This window comes from Paraburkholderia sp. J67 (genome assembly GCF_905220265.1).
Lineage (GTDB): Bacteria > Pseudomonadota > Gammaproteobacteria > Burkholderiales > Burkholderiaceae > Paraburkholderia.
Genome location: NZ_CAJMZK010000003.1, coordinates 117,980 through 132,036, shown reverse-complemented (window position 1 = coordinate 132,036; position 14,057 = coordinate 117,980). Strand labels below are relative to the sequence as shown.

The window sequence follows — 14,057 nt, the reverse complement described above, 5'->3', positions numbered from 1 at the left end:
CCAGCAGGCAAATCGGCCGGCCTTGCCGGCTTCAGAGAGGAAACGCGGCGCATGCTTCTACGGGAGCATGCGCCGCGTTTGCATTGACCGTGTGGAATTCGTCGCGCGCGCGGGGTGGCGTCATTCCGGTGTCCGCGTTCCAGCCACAAGGCGTAAAAAAATGCAATATAAACGCAGCATCCAGGCAGTAACGAGATGCGCCGGGGCGTGATAGCCTGAAGTGTTCGCCCGGAGTTGCCATGAAATCCCCGTTTCCGACATCCACGCCGCGCGGCCCGTTTCAATGGGCAGCCTCGCTATGCGCGACCGGCGCGCTGCTCGCGCTGTCCGGCTGCTATTACTACACGCCATACGGCTATTCGGCCTACCCGCCGTACTACTACCCGACGGTCCCCGCCACCAGCACGCAACAGGAAACTGCCGTGGCCGTTGCGGGGTCAACAAACGCGCGATCAACGGCGCAGGTGAGTCAGCGGCCCAACCCCGCGCCCGCCGCCGTTGCCGACGCCCAATATCCAGGCCCGCTCTACCCCTCGCCGCCCATGGCCGTGGCGGTGCCGGCCTGGTCGGCTTACCCTGCTTATCCCGCTTATCCGGCCTACTACAACTGGCCCGGCTACTACTCGTATCCCGCGTACTACGGCTACGGCGGATGGGGTTGGGGTGCGCCCGTTTCGCTCAGCGTCGGCTTCTGGGGCGGTGGTTACTGGGGTCGTGGGGGCTATTGGGGCGGCGGCTGGGGCGGTTGGGGCCACGGCGGTGGCCACTGGCACCGTTGAGACCGAGCGACATCGCACGCTCGCGCCCCGCACGACCGTACTTTCCCTCCTTGACGCTTGCGCACCATTTTCTATCCTGCAAGTGGGCATCGGGGATTGAAGCACTGCCTTACTGAATAAGCCCTCCCTCTGGCGGCAGCCGCACGCTTCACGCTCGTGAAGCAGGCAGGCTGCCGTGCCGCCTGCCTGCCGTACTGCCTTGCCTGATCGCCCGCATCGCCGCCTCGCCGACGCCATGCCCGGCACGTCATGCGCCCCTGAGCATCGACGCGCCGATACGAACCAGCAGAAAGGAGACGTCATGTTCCATCAGCTGTTGACTCCCATCGGCAATTCACTGCCCCTGTCGTTTATCGTCGCCGTTCTGCCGATCGTCGTGGTGCTTGCGATGCTGGGCTGGGCGCGCCGTCCCGCCTGGCAGGCCTCGCTCGCGGGGCTCGTCGTCGGGCTCGTGGTCGCCATCGCGGGCTGGCAGTTTCCGGTCAATCTGGCGATCAGCGCGGTGCTCAACGGCGTGGTCTTCGCGCTCTGGCCGGTGATGTGGATCGTCGTCACGGCCATCCTGCTCTACAACATCGCGCTGCGCTCCGGCCGCTTCGCAGCCTTTCGCATGTGGCTGCTCGACAACCTGCCCAACGACCGGCGCATTGTGCTGGTGGTGGTGGGCTTTTCGTTCGGTGCGCTGTTCGAAGGGATTTCCGGCTTCGGTACGCCGATCGCGATCACGAGTTCGCTGCTCATCATGCTCGGCTTCCCGACGCTCGAAGCGCTCACCTTCACGCTGATCTTCAACACGGCGCCGGTGGCGTTCGGCGCGCTCGGCGTGCCGATCACCGTGCTCGGCGCGGTCACCCATCTGCCCGCCGACGTGCTCGGCCAGATGGTCGGGCGCCAGTTGCCCTTCTTCGCGCTGCTGCTGCCGTTTTATGTGATCGCGATCTACGCGGGCGTGGGCGGCATGCTGCGCATCTGGCCCGTGCTGCTGGTGTCGGGCGGCAGCTTCGCCGTCACACAGTTCATCACCGCGAACTTCATCAACTACAGCCTCACCGACGTGCTCTCCTCGCTCGTCTCTCTGATCCTCACGATCCTGTTCCTGCGCGTATGGAAGCCCGAGCCCGATACGCAGTTCGCGATCCGCGTCGATCGTGCCAAAGAGGTGCGCGGCGCCGTGACGGGCGCGCAGGGCTGGTATCCGTGGATCATCGTCGCGGCGGTCGTGATCGTCTGGACCGTTGCCAAGGTGTTCACGATCGGCGACGTCAAGGTGCCCTGGCCGGGCCTGAACAAGGCCGTCTTCATCACGCTCTACAAGACGCCCTATGCCGCCGTGTGGGACTTCCAGCCGCTCGCCACGGGCACGGCGATTCTGGTCGCGGCCGTCATCACGGCCTTCGTCGTGCGTCTGAAGCCTTCGGACTTCGGCGGCGCGATCGTCGATACGTGGGTGCAGACGCGCATCGCCATCCTGACCGTGGCGACCATCGTCGGGCTCGCGTTCCTGATGAATTACTCCGGCCTCACCTACACGCTGGGGCTGGGCGTCGCGTCGGTGGGCGCCTTGTTTCCGCTGGTGTCGGCGTTCCTCGGCTGGGTCGCCGTGTTTCTTTCTGGCAGCGACACGTCGGGCAACGCGCTGTTCGGCAATCTCCAGGTCGTGGCCGCGCAGCAGCTCAACCTGAATCCGGTGCTGATGGCGGCGACCAATTCGTCGGGCGGCGTGATGGGCAAGATGATTTCGCCGCAGAACATCGCCACAGGCGTCGCGACCACCGAACTCAAAGGTCAGGAAGGCCACGTCTTCGCACGCACCTTCAAGCATTCGATCCTGATGACGGTGCTGCTCGGCATTCTGGTGTGGCTGCAGCAGAACGTGTTCACTTGGATGATTCCGCCGCATTGAGCGCGGCGCGGCGCTCGCACCGCAGCGAGATCGGGACGAAAAAAAACCCGCCTGCTTGTGCAGAGGCGGGTTTTTTGCAGGCAACGCTTGCGCGTTGCCTTGTGACTAATGCCTAAGCGTTAGTGCAGTTCTTCGACCACGAGGCCCATGATTTCGCGTGCGGCACGCGAGGAATCGATCTGGCCGTTGTCGTCCACCACCGCGACGCGGGTCTGGTTGTCGGTGACGGCGCGCACATTGACCTTGTACTGCTTCGCGACCTTTTCCTTGCGACCGTGGAAGATCTGGTTCCAGAAGCCCTGTTCGGCCGAGGTCATGTCCTGCGGATCGACGTAGCGCACGTAGTAGACGCCCTTCGAGCGATCGCGGTCGTCCACCGTGAAGTTCGCACGGTCGAGCGCAAGGCCCACGCGCAGCCATGCACGGTCGTACGGCTCGCCCAGCGTCAGCTCGGTCGAGGTGTACTGGCCGGACGGGCCGCCTGCCGCGGCAGCGCCGCCAGCCTTCGCGCTCTGGCCCACGGCCGCTGCGTTCTGCGCCGCGATGGCCGCTGCGGCGGCATCCGGCTTCGACGCTGCACCCTTCGAGCCCTTCGCGTTGTCGCCGGCCTTGGCGTCCGCTTCGGCGGCCACCTGAGCGTCCGGCACGCCCGGCTTGGCGCGCGCAAGCGTGACCATCAGGCGCTTGAGGTATTCCTGCTCGAGCGCCGGATCGTTGGCCTTGGGCACCCACTTGCTCGTTTCGTTGTTGGTGCCGGAAAGCTGTTCGCTCAGACCCTTCTGGCTGATGAACACATACGTGCCGCCGGTCGGCGACGTTTCCAGACGCGTGCGGTACTTGTTGCGCTCCGCCGTGACGTAGGAATTGCCCGTGGCCCACGACAGCGTGTTACGGATCAGGCCGTCGTTGATCTTCGGATGGGTTTCGTTCCAGTCGGTTTCCATCAGGCCCTTGTCGCGCTGATCGACCACCAGCAGGAAGCCCTGTTCCTGCCAGAAGCGTCGCACCTGCGCCCAGACTTCGTCGGGCTTCTTGCTGTCGATGACGAGCCAGCTTTCGGTGCCGTCACGCTGGATATGCATGCCCGGAACCTGCGGCAGCACCTGGGTTTCGTCGGTGCTCGGCGGCGCGTCGGCCTGGACCTGCTTGAGCGCGGACAGCGAGGTTTCGCCGCCCTGCGGGGGCAGCGAGCGCTGATCCGCCGTCTCGTCGAGCATGTTCGGCGGAACGGCCAGCGACGACTGCTTCGCCTTCGCGTCGCTACGGTAATCGATCTTGCCTGGCGTCGGCGAGCTGCAGCCGGCGACCAGCCCGCCCGCCATCAGGAGCGCGAACGCGCGTGCGGCAAGACGTTGATGAAAATCACTCATGTTCGGGTAATCCCTTCGGCTACGCCACGGCCAGTTTCCGTGGATCAACCAGATATTTTACCGGCGAGATGCCGCGCTGTGCAAAAACAGCAATAGACGGGCACGTTTCCGTCTATTGCAACCGTAAAGAAGCGCACGCGCCAGGTGGTTCAGGACGCATGTTAGAGCGTTGATCTGACCGCTCCATGTAACGTTCGTCCACATTCTAAAAACTCCACATCAACGCCATTAATCGGATAAATCCCATTTTTTATCAATGACTTGCCCGTGATTTGCGCGCCCCCGTAACTTTGCGCAAATCGACATCTTCGTCACACATGACTTGTCTCGGCGACCCGGTGCTAATTTCGCCGAAAAATCAGAAGAAAAATTCCAGAACGTCGTACGGAGAGAGTCATGACAACTTGCAGCTTCATGCAGGCGGGCCGCGCCGCGGTCTGCGCCTGCCTCGTTTCGTCCGTTGCGGGCGTGAGCGGCCCCGCGTGGGCGGCGCTCGGCGACATCGCCCCCGCCGTCTCGCCTGTGAATGCCGCGAGCAAGGCGAACGCCGCCCGCCTCCTCGCGGGCGGCGCCGTGCAGGTAACGCAGTCCGTCGACGCGGGCGGCACGCGTTTGAGCGAATACGTGGCCACGGCCAGCGGCGAGATCGTCGCCTACACGTGGCAGGGTCCCTCGGCGCCCGACCTCGGCGCGCTCCTCGGCCGCTACGCCGCCGACTACCAGAGCGGCGTGGTCGCGCTCCACACGTCCGGGCGCGACGGCCTGCACGCCGCTCGCGTCGATACGCCCAGCGTCGTCGTCGAATCGGGCGGGCTGATGCGCAGCTACGTGGGACGCGTCTGGCTGCCAGCCGCGCTGCCGGCGGGCGTGACTGAAGGAGACCTGCGATGAACGCGCGCCTGTGCCTGCTCGCCGGGGCGCTCGCCACCGCGCTGGTCGCCTGCGGAGGCGGTGGCAGCGGGGGCACGTCGAGCGCGGCGGCGCCCGCCAGCGCGTCTGCCGCTTCTGGATCGGCGGCATCCTCAGGATCGGCGACCTCGAGCGGATCATCGGGCGCATCGAGTACCTCAGGGACCTCGAGCACGTCGACCGCCTCGAACACCGGCAGCGTGGCGCAGTCCACCACGCCGAACGTCCTGTCGATCGCGGTGGCCTCGACGCCCACCTCGACGCGCAACATGCTGATGGCGAGCGTGACGGTCTGCGTGCCTGGAACGAGCACCTGCGCGACGGTGGACAACGTCCAGGTCGACACCGGCTCGCAGGGGCTGCGCCTGCTCGCCTCGGCCTTGCCGGCTGGCTTCGCGCTGCCCGTCGTGACGGCCGGCAGCGGCACCGACCCGGCCGGCTCATGCGCGGCCTTCGGCTCCGGCTACACGTGGGGGGCGGTGCGCAGCGCCGACGTGAAGCTCGCAGGCGAAGTGGCCGCCGCACTGCCGATCCAGCTGATCGCCGACCCGTCGGTGCCGACCATACCGAGCGTCTGCAAGGGCTTTGGCCTCGCGATGATCAATAGCACCGCACTGCGCTCGAACGGCATCCTCGGCGTGGGGCCGTTCGGCGCCGACTGCGGCGCGTCCTGCGTGAATCAGCCCAATAGTTCGTGGTACTACGCATGCCCTTCAGGCAACTGCACGCCGAGCGCACAGCCGCTCGCGCAGCAGGTGAGCAATCCGGTCGCGGCATTCGCCACCGACAACAACGGCGTCGTCATCGATCTGCCCGCGATTTCGAGCACCGGCTCGAGCACCGTGAGCGGCTCGCTGATCTTCGGCATCGGCTCGCAGGCGAACAACACGCTCGGCGGCGCGACGGTGCTGCGCGGCAATTCGGTGACGGGTTTTGTCTCGACCACGACCTCGGACGGCACGGTCTATTCGCAGAGCTACATCGACAGCGGCTCGAACGGCTTCTTCTTCGCGAATACAACGCTCACGCGCTGCGGCGTGTGGTTCTGCCCGAGTTCGCCGCAGAGCCTCGGCGCGACGCTCAAGGGCGTCGACGGCGTCACGGCCGCCGCCTCGCTCTCGGTCGCAAGCGCGACGACGTTGTTTGCGACCGGCAACTGGGCGTTCAACAACCTCGCGGGCTATAACGGCAGTGCGTTCGGCTGGGGACTGCCGTTCTTCTTCGGGCGGCGCGTGTACACCGCGATCGAGGCGCAGACGACGCCGGCGGGCGCCGGCCCGTTCTACGCGTTTTGAGGCGCGCGAGGCTTATTCTGCCGCGGCTTCCGAGGCCGGCGTGGTCTTGGCAAGCGCCGCGGGCGAGAGCCAGCGGAACGCCGTGAGCGCGCCGTTGCGGTCATAGAGACATTCGGCGGCGGCTTGTGGCGGCGGCGACTTGTGCAGGCCAAGCTTGGCGACGAGTATCTCGATCGGCGTGGTGGGCTTGGGTTCATCGACCTTGCTAGCGGGGGCCACTGACGGCGCGCTCGCAGCCGTTGCGCCCGAGGCTGCCGCAGCATGCTGCGTCGCACCCACGCCGGAAGCCGCCGAAGCAGCGGATGCAACAGAGGCGGACGATGCTGCGGTGGCCCCGGTGGGTGCCGCGCCAGGCGCCGGCATACCACCAACGGCAGCCGCTTCCGAAGCGCTCAGCACACGGGAGGCGGGCAGCATGCCACGCTCGAGATGCCCTTCGATGACGACACGTTTGCCTCGATACGCCGCCGCCGTATGCGTGACGGAGAATTCGCCCAGCGACGCATTGGCGAGCCGGGTGCGCATCTCCTGTTCGCAGGCGCTGGGGTTCTGGTACTGCGCAACGCAGCCCGCGAGCAGGGTGGCGCCGGCCGCGAGGCCGACGAGACAGGCATTCCGTTTCTTCATCGCTCTTGTCGCTGTTGTCGCGCATGGTGCGCGGTTCGGTTTTCAGGCTGCGGCAATTGTAGCTTACGGCTCGCCAGATTCCCGCGCGCGCCGGACAGCCCCGCGCGCGAGCCTGCTATCATCGCCGCTGTATATCCGTACAGTGCCGCGCGTGCTCCCCGACTCTCCCGATCCGTTCTACTACCTCGCAAACTTCGAGCGCGCGCTCGGCTGGCTCGACGCGCGTTGCGCCGACCTGTTCGACGCTGCCGAGCGGCGTTTCGCGTCCGGCTTCGGCGACCTGCCGCGCGCCTCGCGCGCGCTGTTCGTACGCATGCTGATGCGCAAGGGCCCGCACTTTCGTGCGAGCAAGCTCGACTATGCCGAGATCGGTTGCCCGCGCGCGGCGGCTGTAGCGCTGATCGAGGCAGGATGGCTGGACGCCGCGCCGGTGCTCGCGCTCGACGCACTGGCAGCGCTTGTCACCAAGGCCGAACTGCAAACGCTCGCCACGCGACTCGTGAACGAGGCCAATGCCGATGGCGCTTCAGCCCCACTGGATGCGCTGCGCGCCCTCCCGCTTCGCACCGCCACGCGCGCGGCGACGCTCGACGCGCTGCACGCCGCCGCGCCCGAGGCGCGCGACTGGGAAGCCTGGTTCCCGGCATCGCCGGACACGGTTTTCGAATTCGCCGCTGCCCCGCTGTGCGAGCGGCTGCGGCTGATGTTCTTCGGTAACCTGCGCCAGGACTGGAGCGAGTTCGTACTGGCCGATCTCGGCGTCTACCGTTACGAGCCGGTGCCGCTCGACGGCGCCTCGCGCGCATTCCAGCAGCGCGCGGATATCGACGCGTATCTGGCGCTGCGCGACTGCCGCGAAGCCTTCGATCTCGCGCCGCCCGCCTTGAGCGCCGAGGACCTCGCCAACGCGCTCGACACGCTCGACGCGTTAGCGCCGCAAACGCACCACAACGCATGGCTGCGCGCGCGCCACGACCGCGTGCGCCACGCAGTGGGCCAGTCGGCCGAGCGGTTGGGCGAAGCAGCGCTCGCGCTGCGTGCGTACCTCGACTGCGGGCATCCTGAATCGCGCTACCGGCGTGTGCGCGTGCTGGAGCAACTCGGCCGCCGCGACGACGCGCGCGCCCTCGCCCAGGCCATCGCCGCCGCACCCGAAAGCGAAGAAGAAGCGCAGCGCGCGACGCGCACGCTCGGCCGTCTCGATCGCCGGCGCGCCACGGCATCTTCCGCGGACAGCGCGCCCACTCACGCGCTCATCGAACTCACGCTGCCTGCCGCTCACGCGCATCTGCGCGTGGAGGAAGCTGCGCGCCGCGCCCTCGAAAGCGCCGCCGCCCCGGTCTTCTACGTCGAGAACACGCTGATCACGGGCCTCTTCGGCCTGCTCTGCTGGCCCGCGTTGTTCGCCGCGCTGCCGGGCGCGTTCTTCCACCCCTTCCAGCGCGGCCCCGCCGATCTGCACGCGAGCGACTTCGTCGCCCGCCGCGCCGACCTGTTCGCCGCGTGTCTGGCCGAACTCGAAGCGGGCACCTGGCGCGCCACCATCGAGCAGCGATTCGCCGACAAATACGGCACGCAGTCGCCCTTCGTCGCCTGGCCCGCGCTCGACGCCGCCCTGCTCGCGCTGGCGCTCGACTGCTTTCCTGCCGCGCATCTGCGCCTGTGGTTCGAGCGCCTCTTGCGCGAGCCCGCCGCGAACCGCTCGGGCTTGCCCGATCTGGTGCGCTTCTGGCCACACGAGCAGCGCTACGAGCTCATCGAGGTCAAGGGTCCCGGCGACCGCCTGCAGGACAACCAACGCCGCTGGCTCGCCTACTGCGCCGCGCACGGCATGCCCGTGACGGTGCTGCAAGCGCGCTGGGCCGTCGAGGCCGGCGACGAAACTATCCAACACGCGGCCCCGACGTCATGAGCTATACCGTCGCGGTTCGAACGCTCTGCGAATTCACCGCCAAACGCGGCGATCTCGATCTGCGCTTCACGCCCTCGCCCGACGCAAGCGAGGGTCGCGCGGGCCACGCCGCCATCGCCGCACGCCGCCCCGCTGGCTACGAAACCGAGATCGCCTTGAGCGGCACTTTCGGCACCCTGACCGTGCGCGGGCGCGCCGACGGCTACGATCCTGCGCGCCGCCGCCTCGAAGAATTCAAGACTTATCGCGGCGATCTCGATGCGATGCGCGAAAACCAGCGCGCGCTGCATTGGGCGCAACTGCGGGTCTACGGCGCGCTGATGTGCGAAAAGCTCAGCCTCGCCCCGCTCGATACGCTCGAACTCGCGCTCGTGTACTACGAGATCGGCTCGGGCCGCGAAACGGCGCTGGTCGAGCAGCCGAGCGCGCAGCAACTGCGTGCCGACTTCGAAGCGCAATGCACGCGCTTCGTCGCCTGGGCCGACCAGGAGAGCGCGCACCGAGCAGCACGCGACGCGGCGCTCGCCACGCTGCGCATGCCGCATCCCACCTTTCGCCAGGGTCAGCGCGATCTCGCCGAAGCCGTCTGGCGCGCCGCGACGCAAGGCCGCTGCCTGCTCGCCCAGGCGCCCACCGGCATCGGCAAGACCATCGGCACACTGTTCCCGCAGTTGAAGGCGTGCGCGCGCGGCAGCATCGACAAAGTACTGTTTCTGAGCGCGAAAAGCCCGGGGCGTCAGCTGGCGCTCGATGCGCTCGACACACTCGTCGAAGCCCATGCGCAGGATAACGAACGATTGCCGCTGCGCGTGCTTGAGCTCGTCGCGCGCGACAAGGCCTGCGAGCATCCGGAACTCGCGTGCCACGGGCAGTCGTGTCCGCTCGCGCGCGGCTTCTATGATCGCCTGCCCGCGGCCCGCGAGGCCGCGCTCATGCACGTCACGCTCAACCGCGAGACGCTGCGCGAAGTCGCGCGCGAGCACGCGGTCTGTCCGTACTACCTTGGCCAGGAACTCGCGCGCTGGAGCGATGTGATCGTCGGCGACTACAACTATTACTTCGACGTCAGCGCGATGCTGTTCATGCTTGGCGCGCACAATCAATGGCGTATGAGCCTGCTCATCGACGAGGCCCATAACCTGCCCGAACGCGCCCGTGCGATGTATTCCGCCGAGCTTGTGCAAACGCGTGTGGATGCCGTGCGGCGCGCCGCGAGCGCGCCGGTCAAACGCGCGCTCACGCGTCTCGCGAGGCACTGGAATGCGCAGAACGCGATCTCGCCCGATGCGTGGCGTGCGAGCGATGCGCTGCCCGACAGGCTGATTCCCGCACTCGGCGATGTAATTGCGGCCATCGGCGATCAACTCGCGGAACCCGCGCTCGTGCGCGACGCCGAACTCGAACGCTTCTATTTCGACGCCTTGCATTTCGTGCGTCTAGCCGAGCGCTTCGACGCGCAGTCGATCTTCGATATCACGCCGCTGCCAGCCAGCGTGACGCGCAGCAAGCACACGCGCTCGACGCTCTGCATCCGCAATCTCGTACCCGCCAACGCATTGCGACCGCGCGTGGCGGCCGCGCATAGCGTGACGCTTTTTTCCGCGACGCTCGCGCCCGCGCACTATTACGCCGATATGCTCGGCCTGCCTGCCAACACGGTGCAGGTCGAGATCGGCACGCCGTTCCGCGCCGAGCAGCTCGATGTGCACATCGCGCGCGATATTTCGACGCGCTACAAGGACCGTACGCGCTCGCTCGATGCGCTGGTCGCCCGCATCGCACGGCAATACGCGGCGCGGCCGGGCAACTATCTGTGCTTCTTCAGCAGCTACGAGTATCTGCAACAAGCCGTCGATGCCTTCATCGCTCGCCATCCGCATATTGCGACCTGGATGCAGTCGCGCACGATGGACGAGGCGCAACAGCAGGCGTTCGTTGCCCGCTTCGTGGAGGATGGCTGTGGAATCGGCTTCGCGGTGCTCGGCGGCGCATTCGGTGAAGGCATCGATCTGCCTGGCACGCGCCTGATCGGCACCTTCATAGCGACGCTGGGCATGCCGCAAGTGAATCCCGTCAACGAGGCGATGCGCGAGCGCATGGACACGCTCTATGGCTCGGGCTTCGACTACACCTATCTGATTCCCGGCTTGCGCAAGGTCGTGCAGGCCGCGGGCCGCGTGATCCGCAGCGAGCAGGACAGCGGCGTGGTGCATCTGCTGGACGACCGCTTCGCGCGCCCCGACGTGCGCGCGTTATTGCCTGCGTGGTGGGATGTCGCCTGACACGCATTGATACGCACGACGAATTAATTCACACGACACAAACGCAGCGCCACTGACGGCGCTGCGTACCCATCCATCACCCATCAAGCCGATTTCGACTTGCCGCCACCCTTGCCGCCCTTCTTCGGCGGCGGCGGTGGATCGCCTTCGAGATCATCCGCGGCGATCTCGGGCGCGATTTCCTTTACATCGAGCTTCGCCGCCTTGCCGTCGCCCTTGCTTTTCTTCGCCGGCTTGCCTTCCGGGATATCGGCCGGCACGGCGATCTTGTTGATCGTCACTTCATCGTCCGCCTTGTCGTAGCCGATCTCGACGGTGTCGCCCGATTGCAGCGCATCGCCCAGAATCTCCTTGGCAAGGCGCGTTTCCACTTCCTGACGAATCTGCCGCTTCAATTCGCGCGCACCGAATTCGGGCTGATAACCGGCCTCGACCAGATGCTCGACGAGTGCGTCGCTCATCTTGAGCGTGATGTCCTGCGCGGCCGCCGTGCGCGTCACGCGGTCCAGCTGGATCTGCACGATATTGCGGATGTTGTCCTTCGAGAGCGCATGGAACACGATGATTTCGTCGATACGATTGAGGAACTCGGGCCGGAAATGGCCCTTGAGCACCTTCATCAATTCCCCACGCACCTCCTTGTCGCTCTTGCGCTTCGCCTCGGGCTGCTCGAGGTTCTCCATGATGATCGACGCGCCCAGATTGCTCGTGGCGATGATGATCGTGTTGCTGAAGTCGACCACGCGGCCCTTGCCGTCCGTGAGCCGCCCATCGTCGAACACCTGTAGCAGTACGTTATAGACATCCGGGTGCGCCTTCTCGATCTCGTCGAGCAGGATCACGCTGTACGGGCGACGGCGCACGCGCTCGGTCAATTGCCCGCCTTCGTCGTAACCCACGTATCCTGGCGGCGCGCCGATCAGCCGCGCGACGGCGTGACGCTCCATGTACTCGCTCATGTCGATGCGGATGATGGCCTGCTCGTCGCCGAACACGGTTTCCGCGAGCGCCTTTGCCAGCTCCGTTTTGCCCACTCCCGTCGGCCCGAGGAACAGGAAAGTCGCAATCGGCCGATGCTCCTGGCCGAGACCCGCACGCGAGAGCCGCACGGCATCGCTCACGGCCACCACGGCGTCGCTCTGCCCCACCACGCGCTCGCGCAGCTTCTCTTCCATCTGGAGCAGCTTCTGACGCTCCTCCTGCGTGAGGTCGGTCACCGGAATGCCGGTGAGCCGCGAGACCACTTCTGCGATCGACGCGGCCGTCACCTCCAGCGTCTCCGAACCGGTCTTGCGTTGCCACGCCTCCGTGAGTTCTTCAAGCTTCGTCTGCTTCTCGTTGATGCGCTCCTCGAAGCCCTTCGCCTGATCGAAACGCTTGCGCGAAGACGCGTAATCCTGCTCGCGCTTGAGCTGGGCGATTTCTGCTTCGAGCTCCTGAATATCGGCCGGGCGCGAGGTCGCCCCGATACGCACCCGCGCCGCCGCCTGGTCGATCAGGTCGATGGCCTTGTCGGGCAAAAAACGCGACGTGATATAGCGATCCGATAGCTCGGCTGCCGCCACGAACGCATCGTCGGCGAAGGTGACCTGATGGTGCGCCTCCAGCTTGTCGCGCAGACCACGCAGGATCACGATGGTCTGCTCGACCGTGGGCTCGAGCACCAGCACCGGCTGAAAGCGCCGCTCGAGCGCCGCGTCCTTCTCGATGTACTTCTGGTATTCGTTGAGCGTGGTCGCGCCGATCAGACTCAGCTCGCCGCGCGCAAGCGCGGGCTTGAGCACGTTGGCGATATCGAGGCCGCCTTCGCCGCCGCCCTGCCCCGCACCCACGATCGTATGCAACTCGTCGATGAAGAGAATCAGTTCGTCGTTCTTCGCCGTCACTTCGTCGATCAGCTGCTTGGCGCGCTCCTCGAATTCGCCGCGATACTTCGCGCCCGCCACCATCGAATTGATATTGACTTCGACGAGGCGTTTGCCGCGCAACACCTCGGGCACGTCGCCATTGACGATGCGCTGCGCTAGCCCTTCGACGATAGCCGTCTTGCCCACACCCGGCTCGCCGATCAGCACCGGATTGTTCTTCTTGCGGCGCGCGAGCACTTCGATCGTGCTCTCGATTTCCTGTGCGCGGCCGAGCACCGGATCGAGCTTGCCCTGGCGCGCCATCGCCGTGAGATCGCGGCCGAACTTGTCGAGCGTGGGCGTGCCCGTGGGCGCGTCCACGCGGCCATCTTCCGCGCCCTTGCCCACCACCTTGACGACCTTCTGGCGCAACGTCTCGGGCGTCACGCCATACTTCTTGAGCAGCGTGCCCGCGATGCTGTCCGGCACCGCCGCGAGGCCAATCAGCAAATGCTCGGGACCGACGTAGGAGTGGCCCAGATCGCGCGACGCCTGAAACGCAAATTGAAACGCTTTCTTCAGACGCGGCGAGATCGTCATCTTGTCGATGGGCGCGTCCGGGTTGGCCGTGCCCTTCTGCGCGTGCTGATCGATATAGCCCTGAATATCCTGCGGCGAAAGCTTCAACTCCTTGAGCAGCGCGGCGCAGACATCGGTGTCGGCCAGCACGTAAAGCAAATGCTCGGTGTCGAGTTCGGTGCGGCGCAATTCGTGCGCTTTTTCAGCGGCGCGTTGCAGGATTTCGAGCGTCTGTTCGCTGAACGCATCGGTCGCGTCCACGGATTCGCGCGGCACTTCGGCTTCGAAGCCCGCATCGTCGTCATCGTCGTGATCACCCTCGCCGCCGAGGCCGCCGAGGAAGCGCGACAGTCCGCCGCCCCCACCGCCGAGCAGCGAATCGAACGGATTGAGCATGCTTTGATGGCGCATCAATTGCCGGTAGTCGTAATCGCAGATCGACATCGACTTGCGCTGGCCGTTTTGCACCACGGTCACGCGCGCGACAGCAGGCCGCGTATTGCAGATCTCGCAGAGAGTAGGCATGGCGACTTGTCTCCAGTTCGGCGCCGCTT

9 protein-coding genes are annotated in these 14,057 nt (G+C 66.1%); 6 read left to right on the top strand and 3 right to left on the bottom strand.

The features are described from left to right. Window positions 1-239 precede the first annotated feature (239 nt). Both U5782_RS07505 and U5782_RS07500 read left to right on the top strand, forming a co-directional pair. Window positions 240-779: a hypothetical protein gene (locus U5782_RS07505; RefSeq protein WP_322043198.1), complete on the top strand. Its 540-nt coding sequence runs from the start codon at window positions 240-242 to the stop codon at window positions 777-779. A gap of 301 nt (window positions 780-1,080) precedes the next feature. Continuing rightward, the gene (locus tag U5782_RS07500; protein WP_322043197.1) at window positions 1,081-2,682 is read left to right on the top strand and encodes an L-lactate permease; all 1,602 of its coding nucleotides are present in this window, start codon (window positions 1,081-1,083) and stop codon (window positions 2,680-2,682) included. Between the two features lie 119 nt (window positions 2,683-2,801). Here U5782_RS07500 and bamC read toward each other — a convergent pair whose 3' ends face one another. Then, a complete protein-coding gene (gene bamC, locus U5782_RS07495) occupies window positions 2,802-4,052 on the bottom strand; it encodes an outer membrane protein assembly factor BamC (protein WP_322043196.1) in 1,251 nt (416 codons plus the stop codon). 396 nt (window positions 4,053-4,448) lie between these two features. On the opposite strand from bamC, the gene U5782_RS07490 reads away from it, so the two are divergent. Beyond that, window positions 4,449-4,943 carry a DUF2844 domain-containing protein gene (locus U5782_RS07490; RefSeq protein WP_322043195.1) on the top strand — a complete coding sequence of 165 codons (495 nt, stop codon included), beginning with the start codon at window positions 4,449-4,451 and terminating at the stop codon, window positions 4,941-4,943. Continuing rightward, window positions 4,940-6,256, top strand: coding sequence for a DUF3443 domain-containing protein (locus U5782_RS07485; RefSeq protein ID WP_322043194.1), 1,317 nt, complete (start codon window positions 4,940-4,942; stop codon window positions 6,254-6,256). The genes U5782_RS07490 and U5782_RS07485 overlap by 4 nt, the downstream gene beginning before the upstream one ends. 12 nt (window positions 6,257-6,268) lie before the next feature. Here the strand turns inward: U5782_RS07485 and U5782_RS07480 are convergent, their stop codons facing one another. Next, window positions 6,269-6,883 (bottom strand): hypothetical protein, encoded by a 615-nt coding sequence (locus U5782_RS07480; protein WP_322043193.1) that lies wholly within the window; start codon window positions 6,881-6,883, stop codon window positions 6,269-6,271. Between the two features lie 151 nt (window positions 6,884-7,034). On the opposite strand from U5782_RS07480, the gene U5782_RS07475 reads away from it, so the two are divergent. Further along, window positions 7,035-8,795, top strand: coding sequence for a VRR-NUC domain-containing protein (locus tag U5782_RS07475; protein ID WP_322043192.1), 1,761 nt, complete (start codon window positions 7,035-7,037; stop codon window positions 8,793-8,795). Further along, a complete protein-coding gene (locus tag U5782_RS07470; protein ID WP_322043191.1) occupies window positions 8,792-11,077 on the top strand; it encodes an ATP-dependent DNA helicase in 2,286 nt (761 codons plus the stop codon). Before U5782_RS07475 ends, U5782_RS07470 begins: the two co-directional genes overlap by 4 nt. 83 nt (window positions 11,078-11,160) lie before the next feature. Here the strand turns inward: U5782_RS07470 and U5782_RS07465 are convergent, their stop codons facing one another. Then, entirely contained in the window at window positions 11,161-14,028 is a 2,868-nt protein-coding gene (locus U5782_RS07465; RefSeq protein ID WP_322043190.1) for an ATP-dependent Clp protease ATP-binding subunit, read from the bottom strand. Between the last annotated feature and the right edge of the window lie 29 nt (window positions 14,029-14,057).

Coding starts and splice junctions, on each gene's coding strand:
- U5782_RS07480 (WP_322043193.1), bottom strand. CDS start 6,883: ATGAAGAAACGGAATGCCTGTCTCGTCGGCCTCGCGGCCGGCGCCACC.
- U5782_RS07505 (WP_322043198.1), top strand. CDS start 240: ATGAAATCCCCGTTTCCGACATCCACGCCGCGCGGCCCGTTTCAATGG.
- U5782_RS07490 (WP_322043195.1), top strand. CDS start 4,449: ATGACAACTTGCAGCTTCATGCAGGCGGGCCGCGCCGCGGTCTGCGCC.
- U5782_RS07465 (WP_322043190.1), bottom strand. CDS start 14,028: ATGCCTACTCTCTGCGAGATCTGCAATACGCGGCCTGCTGTCGCGCGC.
- U5782_RS07470 (WP_322043191.1), top strand. CDS start 8,792: ATGAGCTATACCGTCGCGGTTCGAACGCTCTGCGAATTCACCGCCAAA.
- U5782_RS07500 (WP_322043197.1), top strand. CDS start 1,081: ATGTTCCATCAGCTGTTGACTCCCATCGGCAATTCACTGCCCCTGTCG.
- bamC (WP_322043196.1), bottom strand. CDS start 4,052: ATGAGTGATTTTCATCAACGTCTTGCCGCACGCGCGTTCGCGCTCCTG.
- U5782_RS07485 (WP_322043194.1), top strand. CDS start 4,940: ATGAACGCGCGCCTGTGCCTGCTCGCCGGGGCGCTCGCCACCGCGCTG.